This is a genomic window from Enterobacter sp. 237C8 (assembly GCF_034106865.1).
Classification (GTDB): domain Bacteria; phylum Pseudomonadota; class Gammaproteobacteria; order Enterobacterales; family Enterobacteriaceae; genus Enterobacter; species Enterobacter asburiae_B.
Genome location: NZ_JAWNDF010000001.1, coordinates 54350 through 73264, shown reverse-complemented (window position 1 = coordinate 73264; position 18915 = coordinate 54350). Strand labels below are relative to the sequence as shown.

Annotated in this window: 17 protein-coding genes; 9 read left to right on the top strand and 8 right to left on the bottom strand. The window is 55.2% G+C overall.

Going from position 1 to position 18915, the window contains the following annotated elements; translation table 11 throughout:
- Positions 1-396 precede the first annotated feature (396 nt).
- Both hemB and USF70_RS00375 read left to right on the top strand, forming a co-directional pair.
- Complete coding sequence (gene hemB / locus USF70_RS00380) at positions 397-1371, top strand: porphobilinogen synthase (RefSeq protein ID WP_028017695.1); 975 nt, start codon at positions 397-399, stop codon at positions 1369-1371.
- Between the two features lie 120 nt (positions 1372-1491).
- A complete protein-coding gene (locus tag USF70_RS00375; RefSeq protein ID WP_033144733.1) occupies positions 1492-3216 on the top strand; it encodes a lysophospholipid acyltransferase family protein in 1725 nt (574 codons plus the stop codon).
- A gap of 69 nt (positions 3217-3285) precedes the next feature.
- On the opposite strand, the gene tauD is transcribed toward USF70_RS00375, so the two are convergent.
- The 7 genes from tauD to USF70_RS00340 all read right to left on the bottom strand — a co-directional run bounded on the left by tauD (position 3286) and on the right by USF70_RS00340 (position 9833).
- Complete coding sequence (gene tauD, locus USF70_RS00370) at positions 3286-4137, bottom strand: taurine dioxygenase (RefSeq protein ID WP_320735157.1); 852 nt, start codon at positions 4135-4137, stop codon at positions 3286-3288.
- A complete protein-coding gene (tauC, locus tag USF70_RS00365) occupies positions 4134-4961 on the bottom strand; it encodes a taurine ABC transporter permease TauC (protein WP_010427972.1) in 828 nt (275 codons plus the stop codon). The genes tauD and tauC overlap by 4 nt, the downstream gene beginning before the upstream one ends.
- Positions 4958-5725 (bottom strand): taurine ABC transporter ATP-binding subunit, encoded by a 768-nt coding sequence (gene tauB / locus USF70_RS00360; protein WP_023334655.1) that lies wholly within the window; start codon positions 5723-5725, stop codon positions 4958-4960. The genes tauC and tauB overlap by 4 nt, the downstream gene beginning before the upstream one ends.
- A 10-nt stretch (positions 5726-5735) precedes the next feature.
- On the bottom strand, positions 5736-6698 hold the full coding sequence (gene tauA / locus USF70_RS00355) for a taurine ABC transporter substrate-binding protein (RefSeq protein WP_320708957.1): 963 nt from the start codon (positions 6696-6698) through the stop codon (positions 5736-5738).
- Between the two features lie 178 nt (positions 6699-6876).
- The gene (mmuM, locus tag USF70_RS00350) at positions 6877-7809 is read right to left on the bottom strand and encodes a homocysteine S-methyltransferase (protein WP_320735156.1); all 933 of its coding nucleotides are present in this window, start codon (positions 7807-7809) and stop codon (positions 6877-6879) included.
- A complete protein-coding gene (gene mmuP / locus USF70_RS00345) occupies positions 7796-9196 on the bottom strand; it encodes an S-methylmethionine permease (RefSeq protein ID WP_023334652.1) in 1401 nt (466 codons plus the stop codon). Before mmuP ends, mmuM begins: the two co-directional genes overlap by 14 nt.
- Positions 9197-9449: 253 nt before the next feature.
- A complete protein-coding gene (locus tag USF70_RS00340) occupies positions 9450-9833 on the bottom strand; it encodes a GFA family protein (RefSeq protein ID WP_047061215.1) in 384 nt (127 codons plus the stop codon).
- A gap of 168 nt (positions 9834-10001) precedes the next feature.
- Between USF70_RS00340 and USF70_RS00335 the strand changes: the two genes are divergently transcribed.
- Positions 10002-11111, top strand: a complete 1110-nt coding sequence (locus USF70_RS00335) for an AI-2E family transporter (RefSeq protein ID WP_033144729.1) — start codon at positions 10002-10004, stop codon at positions 11109-11111.
- Between the two features lie 120 nt (positions 11112-11231).
- Positions 11232-13016 carry a diguanylate cyclase gene (locus USF70_RS00330; protein ID WP_094935825.1) on the top strand — a complete coding sequence of 595 codons (1785 nt, stop codon included), beginning with the start codon at positions 11232-11234 and terminating at the stop codon, positions 13014-13016.
- Here USF70_RS00330 and USF70_RS00325 read toward each other — a convergent pair.
- Positions 13013-13306: a hypothetical protein gene (locus USF70_RS00325; protein ID WP_071884809.1), complete on the bottom strand. Its 294-nt coding sequence runs from the start codon at positions 13304-13306 to the stop codon at positions 13013-13015. The genes USF70_RS00330 and USF70_RS00325 overlap by 4 nt on opposite strands.
- A gap of 365 nt (positions 13307-13671) precedes the next feature.
- On the opposite strand from USF70_RS00325, the gene USF70_RS00320 reads away from it, so the two are divergent.
- From USF70_RS00320 to catA, 5 genes are all read left to right on the top strand, one after another.
- On the top strand, positions 13672-14745 hold the full coding sequence (locus USF70_RS00320) for a catalase family peroxidase (protein ID WP_246947090.1): 1074 nt from the start codon (positions 13672-13674) through the stop codon (positions 14743-14745).
- Complete coding sequence (locus tag USF70_RS00315; RefSeq protein ID WP_320735155.1) at positions 14742-15329, top strand: cytochrome b; 588 nt, start codon at positions 14742-14744, stop codon at positions 15327-15329. The genes USF70_RS00320 and USF70_RS00315 overlap by 4 nt, the downstream gene beginning before the upstream one ends.
- 400 nt (positions 15330-15729) lie before the next feature.
- Positions 15730-16224, top strand: a complete 495-nt coding sequence (locus USF70_RS00310) for a molybdopterin-dependent oxidoreductase (RefSeq protein WP_039263874.1) — start codon at positions 15730-15732, stop codon at positions 16222-16224.
- A 17-nt stretch (positions 16225-16241) separates the two neighbouring features.
- A complete protein-coding gene (locus tag USF70_RS00305; RefSeq protein ID WP_047061211.1) occupies positions 16242-18173 on the top strand; it encodes a putative bifunctional diguanylate cyclase/phosphodiesterase in 1932 nt (643 codons plus the stop codon).
- Between the two features lie 63 nt (positions 18174-18236).
- Positions 18237-18914: a type A chloramphenicol O-acetyltransferase gene (gene catA / locus USF70_RS00300; protein ID WP_320735154.1), complete on the top strand. Its 678-nt coding sequence runs from the start codon at positions 18237-18239 to the stop codon at positions 18912-18914.
- Position 18915 lies beyond the last annotated feature (1 nt).

Below are 18915 nucleotides of genomic sequence, written 5' to 3'. Positions count from 1 at the left end.
GTTTAATTGCGGAGGGAATTATGCATTTTCATTTCGAAAAGGTTCAATGAATGTTTCCATTAAGTCCGTATCCAGACTAATAACACATCAAAACCGAGAAAGCATCTGTCACTACAGATAAATATTATAAAAACAAAGCATTAAAATACAGACACAACAATAAGATACATATAAAAATATATAATGAATCATTTTCAATGATGTTTTCTATTTAATATAAAAACAATATGAATAACTCATCTCCATTTCGGCGTTATACTGCCCTGCATTATATATTGATGCCAGAAAGCCAGACCCATCACATTTTACAAAAATAAAATGCCCACTTTTACCAAAACACCTGTCTTCACTTTGAGGTACACTGGCCTTCTTTGTTCCACAAACATCAGGCATACCATGACCGATTTAATTGCACGTCCCCGCCGCCTGCGCAAGTCACCTGCACTGCGCGCTATGTTTGAAGAGACAACCCTGACCTTAAACGATCTGGTGTTGCCGATTTTTGTCGAAGAAGAGATCGATGACTACAAAGCCATCGAAGCCATGCCGGGCGTAATGCGCATTCCGGAGAAATATCTGGCGCGTGAGATTGAACGCATCGCCAACGCGGGGATCCGCTCGGTGATGACCTTCGGCATCTCTCACCATACCGATGCCACCGGCAGCGACGCGTGGAAAGAAGATGGCCTCGTTGCCCGCATGTCGCGCATCTGCAAAGAGACCGTGCCGGAAATGGTGGTAATGTCAGACACCTGCTTCTGCGAATATACCTCTCACGGCCACTGCGGCGTGCTGTGCGATCACGGTGTCGATAACGATGCAACCCTGCTGAACCTCGGCAAACAGGCGGTCGTGGCTGCCGCTGCGGGTGCGGACTTCATCGCGCCCTCTGCCGCAATGGACGGACAGGTTCAGGCGATCCGTCAGGCGCTGGACGCGGCGGGCTTTACCGACACCGCCATCATGTCTTACTCCACCAAATTTGCCTCCTCCTTCTACGGCCCGTTCCGCGAAGCGGCCGGTACGGCGCTGAAGGGCGATCGTAAAACCTATCAGATGAACCCGCTGAACCGTCGGGAAGCGATTCGCGAATCCCTGCTCGATGAAGCCCAGGGCGCAGACTGCCTGATGGTGAAACCAGCGGGCGCGTATCTCGATATCCTGCGCGACATCCGCGAGCGCACCGAGCTGCCATTGGGCGCTTACCAGGTCAGCGGCGAGTACGCGATGATCAAATTCGCCGCGCTGGCCGGTGCGATTGATGAAGAGAAAGTGGTCCTCGAAAGCCTCGGCGCCATCAAACGCGCAGGCGCGGATCTGATCTTCAGCTACTTCGCGCTGGATCTGGCCGAGAAGAAAATCCTGCGTTAATCCGCTCTAGCGCCGGGTAGCGGCTTCACCTTACCCGGCCTGCTCTAATCTTCACCAAACTGCAATACAACCGACATCTGCTCCTTCTACTGTCTTCGCAAGACGGCAGGAGGAGTAACCATGTTTAGCCTCGATAGCGTTCTCGACGATCTTTGGCCTCAGGCGAGGCCTGCACCCTGGCAAAAAAGTCTGTTAAAAAGACTGTTTTACGAAGACGAATTTCAGCAATTTGCCGCAGCACACCGCCACCTGAAAGGACTGGATATGGTGGAGCAAGTTCTGGAACACCTTGATATTCTCTGCACCGTTTCCGCCCGCGATCTTGAACAAATCCCCGAACATGGCCCGCTGGTCATTATTGCCAACCACCCGACGGGTACGCTGGACGGCCTGGCGCTGATGTACGCCGTCTCCCGCGTGCGACGCGACGTTAAAGTCGTGACCAACCGGATGCTGACCCACCTTGAGCCCCTCAGCTCGCTGTTTATTCCGGTGGACAATATGGGCGGCAGGACGGCGAAATCGTCCCTGGTGCAGATGGAACAGCATCTGCAAAACGCAGGCGTGCTGATCTTCTTCCCGGCCGGAGAAGTTTCCCGCCCCACGCGCAAAGGCATTCGCGACAAAAAGTGGCACTCTGGCTTTATCAAACTCGCCAGCAAGCTGCGCGCCCCGCTACTGCCGGTGCATATTCAGGCGCATAACAGCCTGCTCTTCTATGCCAGCACGCTGGTCTCCCCGACGCTGTCGATGCTGCTGCTGATGCAGCAGATGTTCCGCCGCCGCCATAGCCAGCTGCCGATTAAAATCGGCCAGCAGATTGCCTGGCATCACTGGCACAGCGCCACCCTTTCGTCGCGTGAGATGGCCGAACAGTGCCGTCAGCACGTGATGCGTCTTGGCAAGGGATTGCCTGGCGTCTTTAAAACCCAGTGCGCCATTGCCCGTCCGGAAGACCGGGCCACCCTTAAACGCGCGCTGGCGCAGGCCGAATGTCTGGGCAATACCAGCGACGGTAAAACCATTTATCTTTGGCAACGCAACGGTCAGGAAGACGCCCCGCTGCTGCGCGAGCTGGGCCGCCTGCGCGAGATTGCCTTTCGCGCGGTCGAGGAAGGGAGCGGCAAACGCCGTGACACCGACTGCTACGATGATGATTATCTGCACCTGATCCTGTGGGATGATGAGGATCTGGAGATCGTCGGCGCGTATCGCTTTATGCCGACTGCCAGACAGGTTGAACGTCGCGGTCTGGAAGGGTTGTATAGCTATAGCCTGTTCCACTACGACGACAAAATGCAGGACGTGCTGGAGCACGGCATTGAGCTGGGACGCAGCTTTATTCAGCCGCGCTACTGGGGACGCCGTGGCCTGGACTATTTATGGTCCGGCATTGGGGCCTACCTGGCGCGTTATCCGAACTACCGCTACCTGTTTGGCCCGGTCTCCATTTCCGGCGGCTTACCGCCTGCCGCGCGGGATCTGCTGGTGGCCTTTTACCGCCTGTGGTTCCCGGCAACGCATCCGCTCGCCGCGTCACGTCAGCCGTATCCCGCATCGCTGCCGGACGTGCTCGCGCAGTTTGGCGGCGTGGATTACGTGGACGATCTGACAAAGCTCAAATCCCTGCTCGGCAATCTGGGCTGCGGCATTCCGCCGCTCTACAAACAATATTCCGAGCTGTGTGAACCCGGCGGCGTGCAGTTTATTGATTTTGGCAGCGACCCGGCATTTAACGACTGCGTCGACGGACTGGTGCTGGTGGATTTGTGTTACCTGAAGGCGAACCGGTATCAGCGGTATATAGAGGCGCATTTAATACCCTCACCCCAGCCCTCTCCCTAACAGGGAGAGGGTGAAAACCGCACCGGGCAGTCCCCTCGCCCCTTTGGGGAGAGGGTTAGGGTGAGGGGATCAAGGCGCACGGTAGAACGGCTTATCCCCCAGGATCGTCGCCCGCTGCATAATCCGGCGCTGCGGAAGATAGTCCGCATTGGCATAGTGCTGCGTCACGCGGTTATCCCAGATCGCCAGGTCATTCTCCTGCCAGCGCCAGCGCACCTGAAACTCCGGCCTGGTGATATGCGCGAACAGGAAGCTCAACAGCGCCTCGCTCTCTTTCTCGGACACGTCCACAATGCGCGTCGTGAACCCTTCGTTCACGAACAGCGCCTGCTTGCCCGTGACCGGATGGGTCCGCACCACCGGGTGCAGCAGCGGAGGATGTTTCGCAACCGCCTCCTGCCAGCGCTGATGCTCCTCTTCGCTTTTGCGATACTTGTATTCCTGGAACGATTTTTTGAAGTCGTGCTCCGCCCGCAGCCCGCTCAGCAGCGTCCGGAACGGCGCGGAGAGCGCCTCATACGCCGCAATCCCGCTGGTCCACAGCGTATCGCCACCGGTTTCCGGCAGCAGCTTCGCCGCCAGAATCGCCCCGGCGGGCGGCGTCTCGATAAAGGTCACGTCGGTATGCCAGTTGTCGTTGTCCGGCGGGTTATCGTTGTGGGTGTCCAGAACGATAATCTCCTCCACCCCCTCCGCATGCGGATAGACAGGGTGGATATGCAGATCGCCAAAGCGCAGGGCCAGCGCGCGCTGCTGCTGCGGGGTGATCGCCTGTTCGCGCAGGAAAACAACCTGATGACGCAGCACCGCGTGGTACAGCTGCTCGAACTGGTTATCGCTCAGCGGACGGGTCACATCCAGGCCCGACACCTGCGCGCCAATATACGGCCCCAGCGGGGTAATGGTCAGACGTTCACTCATTGTATTTCTCCATGCCAGGGCGTAAGGCGACGCTGTAACGCGCGCAGCCCCAGTTCTAATCCGAAGGCGATCGCGGCGATCACCGCGATCCCTGCCAGCACCACGTCAGTCGCCAGGAACTCTCCCGCCGACTGCACCATAAACCCAAGGCCGCGCGTGGCCGCAATCAGCTCTGCCGCCACCAGCGTGGACCAGCCCACGCCAAGGCCGATGCGCAGCCCGGTTAAAATCTCCGGCAGCGCGCCCGGTAAAATCACGAACAGCAGCACCTGCGTGCGGCTGGCCCCCAGCGACTGCGCCGCACGGATCCGCACCTGCTGGGCGCTCTTCACGCCCGCCAGCGCCGACATGGCAACCGGGGCGAAAATGGCCAGATAAATCAGCAGGATTTTTGACGTTTCACCGATGCCAAACCAGATCACCATCAGCGGCAGATAGGCCAGCGGCGGCACCGGACGGTAAAGCTCAATCAGCGGATCGAGAATACCGCGCACCGTCGGGCTTAAGCCCATCGCGATCCCGACCGGTATCCCGATAATTACCGCTGCCAGCAGCGCCACCAGAATACGCGCCAGACTGGCTCCAAGATGCTGCCAGAGCGTGGCATCCATAAAGCCCTGCGGCCCGGCGATGGTAATGAGTTTGGCCAGCACCTGGCCCGGCGGCGGCAGAAACAACGGGCTGACCCACTGCTGGGCAGCAACCGCCCACCACACCGCCAGCAGTACCAGCAGCGTACCGACGCTCAACGTGATTTGGCGCGAGAAAGGCCAGCGCAGCGCCAGACGCGTGCGGCGCGTTTTTTCACTGAAGACGATGCTCATGAGAAAGCCTCCCGTTGTTCAAACACGCGGCTTAAAACGTATTCACGCTGTTCGATAAACAGCGGATCGGATTTGATGCTGCGCACGGGCTCTCCCGCGACGTAGCGGCGGGCGAAATCCAGCGGCAAGCGCTCCAGCACGCGGCCCGGCCCCGGCGAGAGCAGCACCAGCTCCGTCGCCATAAACACCGCCTCTTCGATATCGTGGGTAATCAACAGCACCTGCTTGCCCGTCTCGTGCCACAGGCGCAGCAGCAGGGTTTGCATCTGCTCGCGGGTGAAGGCATCCAGCGCCCCGAACGGCTCGTCCAGCAGCAACAGCTGCGGATTCGCGGCCAGCGCGCGGGCAATACCGACGCGCTGCCGCTGGCCGCCGGAAAGCTGCCAGATAAAGCGTTTTTCCGCCCCTTCCAGCCCCACTTTTTTCAGCATCGCCCGCGCCGTTTCCAGCCGCTGTTCGCGGTTGATGCCCGCAAGCTGTAGCCCAAACGCCACGTTTTCCTGCACGTTGCGCCAGGGCAGCAACCCTTCGTTCTGGAAGACCACGCCGCGCTCGGCGCCCGGGCCTTCCACCTTTTTGCCTTCCAGTTGAATGGTGCCATGCTGATAAGGGACAAACCCGGCGATCAGATTCAGCAGCGTGGTTTTTCCGCACCCGGACGGGCCCAGCACCACCAGCAGTTCACCGCTGTCCAGCGTCAGGTTGATATCCTCCAGCGCGGGTTTCCCGCCGTAATCGGCGTACAGGTTCGTAATATTCAGCATGGCGTACTCCTTATTTCACAAAACGATCGGTCACGTACTGGCTGTAATCCGCCGCTACCGCAGGCACTTTGCCCTGCTCTTTCAGGAAGGTGGCGGTATCCACAATCGCTTTGTTCACCGGCCCGGTCAGCTGCTGCACCTGCTGCGCGGGGGTCAGATAGGTATTGCCTTTCACCAGCCCCGGCACGTCCGCTTCCGGCACGCCGCTCAGGCGGGAGAGTTTTTCCAGGTTGGCGGCCTGCTTCAGCCATTCATCCGGGTTGCTGATATACGGCTGCTGGGCGTCAATCGCGCTTTTGGCGAAGGCTTTCACCACCTCAGGATGTTTCTCGGCAAAGTCTTTGCGCACGACCCACACGTCGAGGGTTGGCGCGCCCCACTGGCCCACTTTTTCAGAGTCGGTCAGCACGGTGCCGTCTTTTTCCAGTTCGTTCACTGCCGGAGCCCAGACGTAAGCCCCGTCAATATCCCCGCGCTGCCAGGCGGCGATAATCGCCGGCGGCTGCAGGTTGATGATTTGTACCTGACCCGGCTTGATGCCCCAGTGTTTGAGGGCCGCCAGCAGGCTGTAGTGGGTGGTGGAGATGAACGGCACGGCAATGCGTTTGCCGATCAGATCTTCCGGTTTGGTGATGTTTTTCTTCACCACCAGCGCTTCAGAGTTACCGAGCTGCGAGGCGAGCAGGAAAACCTCGATCGGCACCTGCTGGCTGGCCGCAACCGCCAGCGGGCTGGAGCCGATATTGCCGATCTGCACGTCGCCGGAGGCTAACGCACGCACGACGGACGCCCCGCTGTCGAACTTGCGCCAGTCGACTTTCGCGCCGCTCTCTTTCGCAAAGGTGTTGTCCGCCTGCGCGACTTTCGCCGGTTCCGCAGAGGTTTGATACGCGACGGTGACGTCCACCGCCTGCGCCTGAAATGCCCACAGCGCCAGTGCGCCGAGAAGTGTGATTCGCGATGAAATTGCCATAATGTCTGCTCCCCTTGTTGTTATGAGGGCAGTATTTCCGGCGCGGGAATTTTGATAAAGGAATAAAAATGAATCGCTCATAACGATTCGTTTTTAGATAAAAAGCGGGAAAGGATAGTTGATTTTGTGCGGTTGTTTTTTTCCCCTCTCCCCGTGGGAGAGGGTCAGGGTGAGGGCATCAGCGCTGCGCGTTCAGTTCAGCAATATCCTTCGGCGTGGTGCGACAGCATCCGCCAATCAGCTTCGCGCCGGCTTCCAGCCACTGCGGCAGATACCCTACCAGCGTCTCGCACGCTTCACCGTGGTGGTGCCAGGTTTTGGTTACCGCGTCATAATGCTCGCCCGAGTTCGGATAGACCACCAGCGGCAGCGACGTCAGGCTTTGCAGATGCTTCAGCGCCGCCGTAGTGTTTTCCAGGGCGATGCAGTTAATGCCCAGCGCGACAATCTGCGAAGAGTTTGCCAGCGCGCTGACCACCTCGCGCAGCGGCGTGCCGTCGCTCAGGTGTTCGCTGTCGCGCAGGGTAAAGGAGAACCACGCCCGGGCGCGGGGGTACCCGGCCAGAAGCGCCGCCAGCGCCTTGATCTCCACAAACGAAGGCAGCGTTTCGCAGGCCAGCAGGTCAGCGCCCGCATCCAGCAGCGCTTCCACGCGCGGGCGGTGGAAGGCAGTAAACTCCTCGATGCTGCGCACGTAGTCGCCGCGATACTCTGAGCCATCCGCCAGATACGCGCCGTACGGCCCAACGGAGCCCGCCACCAGCAGCGTGCCCGCGTGCGGGTTTTCAGCCAGATACGCTTCGCGCGCCTTACGCGCCAGCTCCACGCTTTTACCGATCAGCGCGCGGGACTGCGCTTCGTCCAGACCGCGCGCCGCAAAGCCCGCAGGCGTGGCCTGATAGCTGGCGGTGATCGCCACCTGTGCCCCAGCCCGGTAGTAATCGAGATGCACTTCACGGATGAGTTCCGGGTTTTCCACCAGCACTTTGGCTGACCAGAGGCTGTCTGCCAGGTTACAGCCGCGCGCTTCCAGCTCCGTCGCCATCGCGCCATCCAGCACCACAAACGGCTGTTTTTCAAGGATGGCGGTAAGCGGGTTATTCTGCGACATGTTCAGGCTCCTGCGATGTCATATTTCGGGTCAGGTAGTACGCACCATAACACAGGGCGACAAACGGAAGCCCGCAATAAAGGGCAATGCGCTGGCTTGGGTCAAACCACAGGCCGACACAGGCCACCACGCAGAGGATAAAACCGAGCACCGGCACCAGCGGATACCACGGCGCGCGGTACTGCAGCGCAGAGAGCGGCTGGCCGGACTGCAGATGACGGCGACGGAAAACGAAGTGCGACGCGCAGATGCTGATCCACACCGCCACCACCGCAAAGCCAGAAATCGCCGAGAGCGCGACAAACACCGTGTCCGGGGCCACGACGCTTGAGAACAGCGCCAGCACGCCGCCGAGCATAGAGACCGAGAGCGCCGTCAGCGGCACGCCGTTTTTGTTCACGCGGGCAAAGCAGCGCGGCAGCGTTTTCTCGTTCGACAGCGACCACAGCATGCGCCCGGAAGCGTACAGTCCCGAGTTCGCCGCCGAGAGGATCGCCGTCAGGATCACAAAGTTAACGATGTCTGCCGCGTAAGGAATACCGACCTTTTCAAACACCAGCACGAACGGGCTCTTTTCCACGCCCGCCTGCTGCATCGGGATCAGCGCCGCCAGCACAAACACGGTGCCGATAAAGAAGATAATCAGGCGCGCAATGGTGGTGCGGATCGCAACCGGAATCACCTTGTGCGGATTTTCCGTTTCGCCCGCCGCGATACCGATGAGCTCCGTCCCGGAGAAGGCAAAGTTCACTGCCACCATGGTCATCAGGATCGGCAGGCCGCCGTGCGGGAACCAGCCTTCGGCGGTGATGTTGCTTAAGCCCGGTGCGGGGGAACCGTCCTGCATCGGGATAAAGCCAAAGACCGCCGCCCCGCCAAGAATAATAAAGGCGATGATGGTGATGACTTTCACCAGGGAGAACCAGAACTCGCCTTCCGCAAAGAAGCGCGTAGAGATGACGTTCAGGCCAAAAATCACCACGCAGAAGACCACGCACCAGGCCCAGACGGGCACCTGCGGGAACCAGTACTGCATGCAGAACCCCGCGGCGGTGAAGCTGGAGCCGAGCGCCACCGTCCAGGTGAGCCAGTAGAGCCACGCCACGGTGTAGCCCGTCGCCGGGCCAAGATAGCGGGCAGCATAGACGTGGAACGCGCCGGTTTCCGGCATCGCCACGGAAAGCTCGCCCAGACACTGCATCACCAGCCAGACCACCAGCGCGCCTATCAGGTACGCCAGCAGCGTGCCCGCCGCCCCGGTCGTTGAAATGATGTATCCAGTATTGAAGAATAACCCTGTCCCAATCACGCCACCCAGCGAGAGCATAATCAGGTGGCGTGTTTTCATGGTGCGCTTAAGCTGCCCATTTTCTTGTTGTGTTTGCATATTACCTTCTATACGTATGGACATCTAAACATCCAAAGAAGGTGTGTTATACCGCGATTGTTAATAAAAAGCTAGATGACCAGACGCAAACGGGCACGCCTCGCGCTGAGTCTGGGGTGGGTCGTGAGGATCACATAGAGAATCGGACGCCAGGCCATAAGCACCTCCGCAAGCAGATACTTACAGCATGGTGCGGGAAGCGGCGATCTTCGGTCAGTCGAAAGTGGTAACGATGAACCCTCGGATCATACTTTTACGCTTCCCTCATGGTATGTCGCCACCAGGCAGGCATCATGTCGTCGAAGGAGTGATTTTCCGGGGCAAACTCCGGCTGGTCCGGATCGTCAAACACGCCAGTAAATAAGGCAACGGTGGGTGAATCATCAATCGCGCCAATTGAACTGCCGCAGGTGGGGCAAAACGCCCGGCTGGAGTAGTCCGACGATCGCCATGTCGCCGGACGTCCGCCCGGACCGATCCACTGCACGTTTTCCGCCGGAAACTCAATCCATACGACGGTTTGTGCGCCGGTGTGTTTCTGACAGATATCGCACGAGCAGGTGTGCACATTGCCCCCATTCGCAGCGGTAAAGCGAACCGAGCCGCATAAGCACCCACCTGAAAAGACCTTTTCCATGCTGTCGTCCTGAGCTGTTTAAAATCTCATCAAAACATAACACATTATTGAGGTCTGTATGCCGGGTCAGACGCGAAGCCATCGCCCGGCACGCCAGCGGCAGAATTATTGGTAAATCCTCAAATCAGTTCTATAGTCGACTCTGCTTATTCGTTACCAGGAATCACTATGCGCTTTAATGGACTGACCAAAGGTTTCTTCATTTTTATTCTCGCCCTCGTCACCTGGGCCTTCTTCGACATACTGTCGCCCTACTTCTCCGCGATACTGTGGGCCGCCATTCTGACCGTCATCTTCAATCCGGTAAAAAACAGGCTGCGCGCCGCGCTGGGGGATCGCAACGGGCTCGCCTCGCTGTTGACCATTGGCATTATCTGCCTGATCGTTTTTATTCCGTTGATGGTGATCCTCTCCTCGCTCGCCATTGAGCTGAACGTGGTTTACACGAAGCTTCAGGAGAACAACACCCAGTTCCCGGAAGTGGTGGCGAGCATCTTTAACCATCTGCCTGACTGGGCCAGCGGCTTCCTGGCGGATCACAACCTGACCAACGCGGCGCAGATCCAGAAAAAACTCTCTGATGTCGCCCTGCAGGGCGGGCAATATCTCGCCGGCAGCGCGTTCCTGATTGGCAAGGGCACGTTTGGCTTTGCGATTAGCTTCGGCATCATGCTTTATCTGCTGTTCTTCCTGCTGAAAGACGGCCCGTATCTGGTGCGCCAGATCCTTGACTCCCTGCCGCTGTCTGATTTCGCCAAACAGCACCTGTTCGCCAAATTCGTCGGCGTGTCGCGAGCCACGGTAAAAGGTACGGCGGCGGTGGCGGTGGTTCAGGGCATCCTCGGCGGGATTGCGTTTGCTATTGCCGGTATTGACGGTAGCGTGCTCTGGGGGGCGCTGATGGCCTTCCTCTCGCTGGTGCCCGCCATCGGCTCGGCGATTGTCTGGGTTCCCGCCGCCATCTTCCTGTTCGCCACCCATCAGCTTTGGCAAGGGCTGTTTATTGTCGGCTTCTTCGTGATTATCGTCGGGCTGGTGGACAATATCCTGCGCCCGCTGCTGGTCGGGAAAGACACCAAAATGCCGGACTACCTGATTCTGATCTCCACCCTCGGCGGCATGGAGCTGTACGGCATTAACGGCTTTGTGATTGGGCCGCTCATTGCCGCGCTGTTTATCGCCTGCTGGAATCTCTTCTCAGGGCGCGATCACGAAGGTAACGCCGAAGAGCTGGACCCCGACTTCATCGAAGAAGGAAAAAATCCTCCAGAATTGTGAGGATGTGACGATATAGACCACACCAGGCGGCGCTGTGCCGCCTTTTTTTTCGCCTTAAATCAAACGTTTTCTATAATTTGAAAGAACGCCATCCTACTCATGTCGTAAAAGGATCATCAGGTGCGAATCGCAACGATAACAAACTGGGCCTATGGTGCCACGGTCTGCCTGACCATCGCCTCCGGCATCATCATGCTGATGGCGTCCAGTGCGGATACCCTCGAGCGTCAGGCCGTTGAACAACGGCAGAAATTTGATCAGCTCACGGAAGATATCGAAACCGATATCTGGGCCCAGTCTGATTTAGCACGGCTGTACGTCATTAAAAAAGATCCTCAGGTTCTCAAGGAATATAACCAGGCGGAAAACAGCCTGAAGAGCATCGAGCTTCGGCTGGAAAAGTTGCAGGATAACGGCGCATCGGATGAAGAACTGGCCCTGCTGCATGAAGGAATAAAGATCGTCGACGAGCTGCAGGACGAACAGCAAACCGCCCTTTCCAGCCTTGAGCGAGGAGAAGACGCGCAGGCCGTTGCGCTACTCTACGGTGCGCCCTATGAGCAGGAGCTGGAGCGCGCGCAGAACCAGCTCGATCACTTCCGCCAGATACTCGACAAACGCGTCATCGCCTCCGTTCAGGACGCGACAAAAAAATCGAAAGCGCTGCGTACGGCCTCTGAGCTGATGGTCGGCCTGACCGCCCTGCTGTTCCTGTTTGTTCTCGGCTTTATATTAAAGCGCCGCGTGCTGCGTCCCGTGGTGCGTCTGAGCGACGTGGTGCACCGCCTGGCATCCCAGGATTACGCGGTTGAAACGCCCAATTTCAACCAGATTGATGAGATTGGCGACATGGCCCAGGCCATCCGCATCTTCCGCGAAAACGGCCTGGCGCGACAGCGTCTGGAAAAAGAGCGCGATGCCGACTGGGCCATCCGCGAGCTGCTGGCCCGCATGACGCAGCGGCTGCAGGGGTGTGAGAACTTTAACGATGTGATTAACGTGGCGGAGCTGTTTGCGCCTAATATCGCGCCGGGTATCGCGGGCCGACTTTACGTCCTTGACCGCGATCCGTGGCAGATGCGCTGCGTCGCGCACTGGCTTTCACCGGTTGGTGAAGAGACGACGTTCCACCCTGACGAGTGCTGGGCCGTGCGCCGCGGGCAGAGCCACCCGCCGGTAAACGGTGAGCCGGATATCGCCTGCTACCATCTTCCGGCATCGCAAGCTGAAAGCTCGCTGTGCGTGCCGCTTATCGCCCAGGGCGAGGCCATTGGCCTGCTCTCATTCCAGAATATTACGGCGGACAACGCCCCATCCCGCGCCTATCTGGAACTGATGGCCGAAGCGCTCGGTCTGGCGCTGGCCAACCAGCGTCTGCGCGACGCGTTGCTGGAAAAAGCCTTGTTCGACCCGCTCACCGGCCTGCGTAATCGTCATCATCTGGAAGATACCCTGCAAACCCAAACGGCACAGGCGTTGCGTACCGGCGAGCCGTTAAGCTGCATGATGATCGACATCGATCACTTCAAGAGCATCAATGACCGCTTCGGCCATGAAGCGGGCGATCAGGTGATTAAAAGCGTGGCGTCAATTGTTCAGCGGGCCGCACATGACAACGGACTCGCATTCCGCTACGGGGGCGAGGAGTTTCTGGTCCTGCTTCCCGGTGCCGATGAACCAGAGGCGCACGCCTGCGCGCAGAAGATTTACAATAGCGTGCATGAGCTGTCGCTTCGCTACGGGCTGACCGAGATTGGGCCGGTGGATGTGTCGATTGGCATTGCCAGCTACCCGCAACATGCCCAGACTGACAACCTTCTGCGCGCCGCGGATGTGGCCTTGTACCGGGCGAAAGAGCTGGGCCGCGCGCGGATTGTGAGCTTTGGGATGCTGGAGGCGGGTTAGCTATTATTTTCACGCCACTGCTTTACCATCTCATCCGTAACTTCATTTTTATAACAAATGGGAGCATAGCCTCCCGCTTTACTCCATGCGCTGCGTCTGCCGCAGGCGCTTCCGTTTCTGGCCCGGTTAAAAGGACAGGCGCATACTCCGGGATAAGATGCGATCGACTCTGCAATAACGTTCTCTTTAACCTGTTCACTGGAAACTGAACTGTTTTTTGCCATAGCGATGTCCGCAACAAAAAAGCAGCACACAGCGCAAAGCACCATCAAGAATGGTCTTTTTTTCATTTTTTGATTCGTTTTAAGGAAGGGGGTGCACACGATAAGCGGCGAATGAAAGAGATAATCTGATTTACATCAATGAATCTAATTCGTCAGGAACAACAAACCTTACACGTTCTCGCTTGAGAAATAGAAAACTTTAAATTACATATTTCGTCACTATTTCTCAGTAAGAACCTGTCCTGCCACAATTACCGTTGTGATAAGTAGCCCTCCTTTGTGACGGCGAAAAGGTTTAAACTTTTCGTGATATTCTTTCTTTACGCCCCTTAATTTTTATACTCAAACCATATTCGCCACTGTATTAACACATGTCACGCGCAATACGTTGTGCATGACATGTGAAGATATTTTGTTATGGAAAAACGTCTATGTCGAAACTGGATTTGAGATCAAAAAAAACCTGGGGCGCGCTGGCATCGATCGCCGTTGTCGCCGGTACGCTGGCATTTGCTTTTGCATGGACGGCGGGCTGGCTTGGTTCACGCACGGTCAGCCAGGCACTGGTGGGTGAAACACCGAAACCCTTCCCGCCGGGTTTTCGCCGCGCGCATGGAAAAGGCATCTGCTTTGCTGGCACCTTTACGCCAAACGGCTCGGCAAATTCTCTTTCAACCTCCCGCCTCTTCTCACAGCAGGAAGTGCCCGTGGTGGGCCGATTCTCTATTGGTACTGGCGATCCCCATGCCCCGGATAGCACGACCAAAACCCTGAGCATGGCGCTGCTGCTGAAGACAGATGACAAGCAGCAATGGCGAATGGCGATGAACAACGAGCCTTTCTTCGCCACGCACAGTCCGGAAGGTTTTCTGGCCTTGCGAAAAGCCACGGCTGTCGATGCAGCCACTGGCAAACCGGATCCACAGCGTCTCGCAGACTTTTTGAAAGCGTACCCGGAGGCGGAGAAATACCTTAAATGGGCGGCACAAAAACCCGCGCCCGGCAGCTTCGCGGGCGCGACGTTTTACAGCATTAACGCCTTTTATCTTGTGAACTCGCAGGGAGATCGCCAGGCCGTTCGCTGGATGATGCGTCCGCACGAGCCTTTCCATTCTCTGAGCGATGAACAACGACAGAAAGCCGATGACAACTTCCTGTTCGAAAACCTGCGTCAGCGCCTGGCGCAGAAGCCACTCTATTGGGATTACGTTTTGCAGCTCGCACAGCGGGGCGATCCGGTGGATGACCCTTCCCAGCCATGGCCGGACGATCGCAAACAGATGGTTGCCGGCACGCTGGAAGTGACGCGTGTCGAAGCACAATCCGAGGGCGCGTGCCGCGACGTTAACTTTGACCCTTCGATTGTTCCTGCAGGCGTTGCAGTGTCTGATGATCCCATCTTAAACGCCCGTTCCGCTGCCTATTCCCACTCTTTCAGTCGCCGTGAGCGGGAAATCGGCTACGGCAAGGCCACCGAAGCTGTGCAAAAGCAGGAGGTAAAATGAGCTCGAATAAAGATATGCGAGAGCACGCGCCGCAGCATTTCAATATCCTGGCGCGAAGCCTGCATTGGCTGATGGCGGTGATGATCCTGGCCATGCTTTTCATCGGTGCCGCAATGATGACGTCGTTACATCACCGGATTTGGTTAATCGACCTGCACCGGCCGCTGGGTGTCGCCATTTTACTGCTGGCACTGGTGCGTCTGGTCAACCGGCTCTTTAGCCGGACGCCCCCACTTCCTGCTGATTTGCCCGTCTGGCAGGTGCTTGCAGCAAAGGCATCACACTGGATGCTGTATGGGTTAATGCTGGCAATGCCGCTGCTGGGCTGGGCGCAACTGTCGGCAGCCGGGCTGCCGATTGTGATGTTTAGTGGCGTCAACCTGCCGGCGATTGCCCCGAACAGTCCAGCACTGTATGCCTGGTGTCACGACGCCCATAGCCTTCTGGCAAAGTTGCTTTTTGCTGTGGTGCTGGTCCATATCTCTGCCGCACTCGTTCATGCGTGGATCTACCGGGACGCAGTGTTTTCCAGCATGGCGAAAGGGGGGAAGTCGGCGTCAGCCATCCAGGATGACATGAAGTAAGGCAAGCGATATGGGACACGCACCATCAGAATGGTCGTGTTCTCGCTTATCGTCGTCATCCTGAAACAACGGACACAACCGGGGTGCGTATTTAGTCTCCAGATTCGCGCCCCAAAAAGCCAAGGACATCCTAAAATTGTCGCGGAAGTTAATATCCATCAATTAAAGCGATTATTTTTTAAACAGAAGAGCATTTATGCCCGCAATTTTAGCTTTTATCAAAAAGTTAAGCGTCGCTCTAGTATCAAACACCCTGTCACCCGCAACACCTAACCCATTGATTAAAATGGGTTTATATCAACAAAAACGATAAAACCCCTTACTCCTCAACAAAATATATAAACTCGTGTGATATCTAAATTATAATTCTTATACTTATGTTCAAAAGGTGGAGGTCAAAATGCGATTAACCCTACTGCTGTTATGCTGTCTCGTACAAAGTGTAACCTGGGCTGGCGACCTGCCAAAACCAGTTGGTAAACCCATTTTAACGATTTACGGTAATATAGAAAATACCAATGAAAATGGAAAAGCAGTGTTTGATCTCGCCAGCCTTGAAAAACTCGGAGTAGTGAGTTTCGAGACGACATCTCCCTGGTATAATGGTCGTACGAAGTTTGAGGGTGTTCCAATGAACAAACTCATGGAGTATGTGGGTGCGAAGGGAACTAACGTTAATGTTATTGCGCTCAATGATTACTCTACCGTGATCCCTCTCAGTGACTTTAAAAAATACAACGCCATACTTGCCTTAAAGGTCAATGGCGAATATATGCGCATCCGCGATAAAGGCCCATCGTTCATTGTATACCCCTATGACAGTCTTCCTGAGTTGAATAATCAGATTTATTACTCACGATCAGCATGGCAGGTTAGCAAAATGAAGATTGAGTAGTCGTTCAGGAGAACATAATGAACAGGATACTGGTTGGTATCATTTTTTCTCTTTTTATCACGACAGGATATATTGCATTCCTTGTTTACGATCGCCAGCAGGAATTGCAAAAACTGACTCAATACACTGAGTCCTGGTCCGTGGCACAACTGGTATCAGAGTATTACCGTTTTGAATCATGGCTTGGTCTATACGCAACCGATACCGATGACGTTACGATAGACCAGGTCCGCATGCGTCTTGAAATTATGCTAAGCCAGAGCGATTTAATGAAAGGGGGAGATTTAGGTCGCTATATTGACAGTGATAAAGCGCATCAGGAGCTCGCTTTGCGCTTAGAGAAAATACTGGCCTATCTGGATAGCCATCTTGAAAAAATGAGCCACCCAGAACTACAGGCATACCTGACAAATATGCATGACCTTGATGCGCCGCTGAGCCAGCTTTCTGCAACGGCATTGACGAAAGATATTAACACGGTTAATGAATCCAACCATAAAATACAAATCCTGTATTATATTTATTCGGTACTTTCATTATTACTGGTGATATTAAGCTTTATTCTGGGTTTCTTAATGATCTACCAGAATAAAAACATTCTCAAAGCGCACATGCAGGTTAAAAGCCTTGCTGACGAGCTTCAGATATCAAAAGAAACGCTGCAAATTCAGAACTCGAAGCTGGAATATGATGTTTATCATGACTCCCTCACCGGCATGAAAAACCGCCTTTTCTTCTGGGACGATCTGAACAAAATTAATCTTCAGGCAGATAAAAACCACATCCCCGTCACGGTGATGTTATTTGATTTAGACCGCTTCAAAGAGGTCAACGATACCTATGGCCATGATGCCGGAGATTTGCTGTTGAATCAGGTATCCAGACGCCTCACCTCAATGAGCAGCGCCACTGATACCTTTTATCGTTTGGGCGGAGACGAGTTTGCCCTGCTTTCCAGTGGCCTCACTGAAGCAGCCGCCGTTTCGCGCGCCAAAGAAATCAGCGAACATATCAGCCAGCCCTATACGATTAATAACCAGCTGATAAAAATTGCTACCTGTGTGGGGATCGTTTTATCTGATAATGAACGGCGCTCTGACTACCTTTATAAATTTGCCGATCTGGCACTCTACGAAGCCAAAAAAGAGGGTTCACAACAGATAAAAGTTTTCCGTCAGTGGATGCTGCAAAAGTTACAGGAAAGCAGAACCCTTGAACATGATATGGCACTGGCGATCGATAACCATGAATTCGTTGTTTATTACCAGCCTATTGTCGATTCATTCAGCAATGAAATTTACGGCTATGAAGCGCTTATTCGCTGGATACACCCGGTGAAGGGGATACTGTCACCCGATTACTTTATTTCCGTCGCTGAGAAAACGGGGATGATCAACCAAATCGGCAAAACCGTGCTGGAGCTTGCCTGCCGGGAAGCGGTTTCCTGGGCGGTTCCGGCAAGGATCTCTGTGAACGTCTCACCCGTTCAGCTGGGCACAAAATCCTTTACGGCAATGGTACAGTCCATCCTGAAGGAGACAGGACTTCCGGCAAACCGTCTTGAATTAGAGGTTACGGAGTCATCGCTCTTCAGCGACAGCAACACGCCGATCACTATTCTCAAAAAGCTGAGAACGCTGGGTGTAAGAATTTCAATCGATGATTTCGGGACGGGTTATTCGTCGCTGTCACGGCTGAGTGAACTGAATTTCGATAAAATTAAAATCGACAAATCCTTTGTGAACCCGATATCCACGCAGGATGATGCCCTTAATATCGTTAAATTGATAACCGGCATGGCGAAGAGCCTCAATATGAGGGTTATTGCAGAAGGTGTTGAAACCGAAGCGCAGCTTGAACGTCTTCAGGCGCTTGGCTGCGATCTCGTCCAGGGATACCTGTTCGGAAAACCACAGGCTGAGATTGACAGGAAGATTAGATACGGTTGAAATGGTTGCGCGGCTTTTTCTGGCCCAAAACCCTTTAGTCTATTGATAATCATAGGTTAAACAATGAAAAAAACAGCCCCGACCTATACACCTGTTGATTTATCTCGCTGGGCCAGGAAGGAGCATTTTGAAGTATTCCAGTCATTTGCTGAGTGTACAATTAACCAAACGGTTCTGATCGACATCACCGCGCTGCGAAAACATATCAAAGAGGTCGGCTGGAAGTTTTACCCGACAATTATTTCCCTCCTCTCTAAAATCATGAACCGGCATCCGGAATTCCGTATGACCATGAAGGACAATGAGCTTGTCATATGGAATGAAATTCATCCCAGCTATACCATTTTCCACCCTGAAACAGAGACCTTTTCGTCACTGTGGAGCCACTTCGACGGCAATATTCAGCACTTCCAGAACACCTATGCGGAAGACGTTGCGCGCTATGGCAATAACCTTTCTTACTGGCCGAAGGAAGAGTCCCGGGAAAATGTCTTTTTCGTATCGTCTATTCCCTGGGTAACGTTTACGAACTTTACGATGAACATTGCGCACATGAAGAACTTCTTTTCCCCGATGTTCACGTTTGGAAAATACTACGAACAGGATGGGAAAGTGCTGTTGCCTATGGCGGTACAGGTACATCACTCGGTGTGCGATGGTTTCCATGTGGCAAGGATGTTTAATGAGCTGCAGGAGATGTGTGTTGGTTTGCCGGAATTGTCGGTGAGACTAAATGGCTGAT

Bases quoted from the DNA above. Each gene is read 5' to 3' on its own strand.
- hemB (WP_028017695.1), top strand. From the start codon at position 397: ATGACCGATTTAATTGCACGTCCCCGCCGCCTGCGCAAGTCACCTGCA.
- USF70_RS00375 (WP_033144733.1), top strand. From the start codon at position 1,492: ATGTTTAGCCTCGATAGCGTTCTCGACGATCTTTGGCCTCAGGCGAGG.
- tauD (WP_320735157.1), bottom strand. From the start codon at position 4,137: ATGAGTGAACGTCTGACCATTACCCCGCTGGGGCCGTATATTGGCGCG.
- tauC (WP_010427972.1), bottom strand. From the start codon at position 4,961: ATGAGCATCGTCTTCAGTGAAAAAACGCGCCGCACGCGTCTGGCGCTG.
- tauB (WP_023334655.1), bottom strand. From the start codon at position 5,725: ATGCTGAATATTACGAACCTGTACGCCGATTACGGCGGGAAACCCGCG.
- tauA (WP_320708957.1), bottom strand. From the start codon at position 6,698: ATGGCAATTTCATCGCGAATCACACTTCTCGGCGCACTGGCGCTGTGG.
- mmuM (WP_320735156.1), bottom strand. From the start codon at position 7,809: ATGTCGCAGAATAACCCGCTTACCGCCATCCTTGAAAAACAGCCGTTT.
- mmuP (WP_023334652.1), bottom strand. From the start codon at position 9,196: ATGCAAACACAACAAGAAAATGGGCAGCTTAAGCGCACCATGAAAACA.
- USF70_RS00340 (WP_047061215.1), bottom strand. From the start codon at position 9,833: ATGGAAAAGGTCTTTTCAGGTGGGTGCTTATGCGGCTCGGTTCGCTTT.
- USF70_RS00335 (WP_033144729.1), top strand. From the start codon at position 10,002: ATGCGCTTTAATGGACTGACCAAAGGTTTCTTCATTTTTATTCTCGCC.
- USF70_RS00325 (WP_071884809.1), bottom strand. From the start codon at position 13,306: ATGAAAAAAAGACCATTCTTGATGGTGCTTTGCGCTGTGTGCTGCTTT.
- USF70_RS00320 (WP_246947090.1), top strand. From the start codon at position 13,672: ATGTCGAAACTGGATTTGAGATCAAAAAAAACCTGGGGCGCGCTGGCA.
- USF70_RS00315 (WP_320735155.1), top strand. From the start codon at position 14,742: ATGAGCTCGAATAAAGATATGCGAGAGCACGCGCCGCAGCATTTCAAT.
- USF70_RS00310 (WP_039263874.1), top strand. From the start codon at position 15,730: ATGCGATTAACCCTACTGCTGTTATGCTGTCTCGTACAAAGTGTAACC.
- USF70_RS00305 (WP_047061211.1), top strand. From the start codon at position 16,242: ATGAACAGGATACTGGTTGGTATCATTTTTTCTCTTTTTATCACGACA.
- catA (WP_320735154.1), top strand. From the start codon at position 18,237: ATGAAAAAAACAGCCCCGACCTATACACCTGTTGATTTATCTCGCTGG.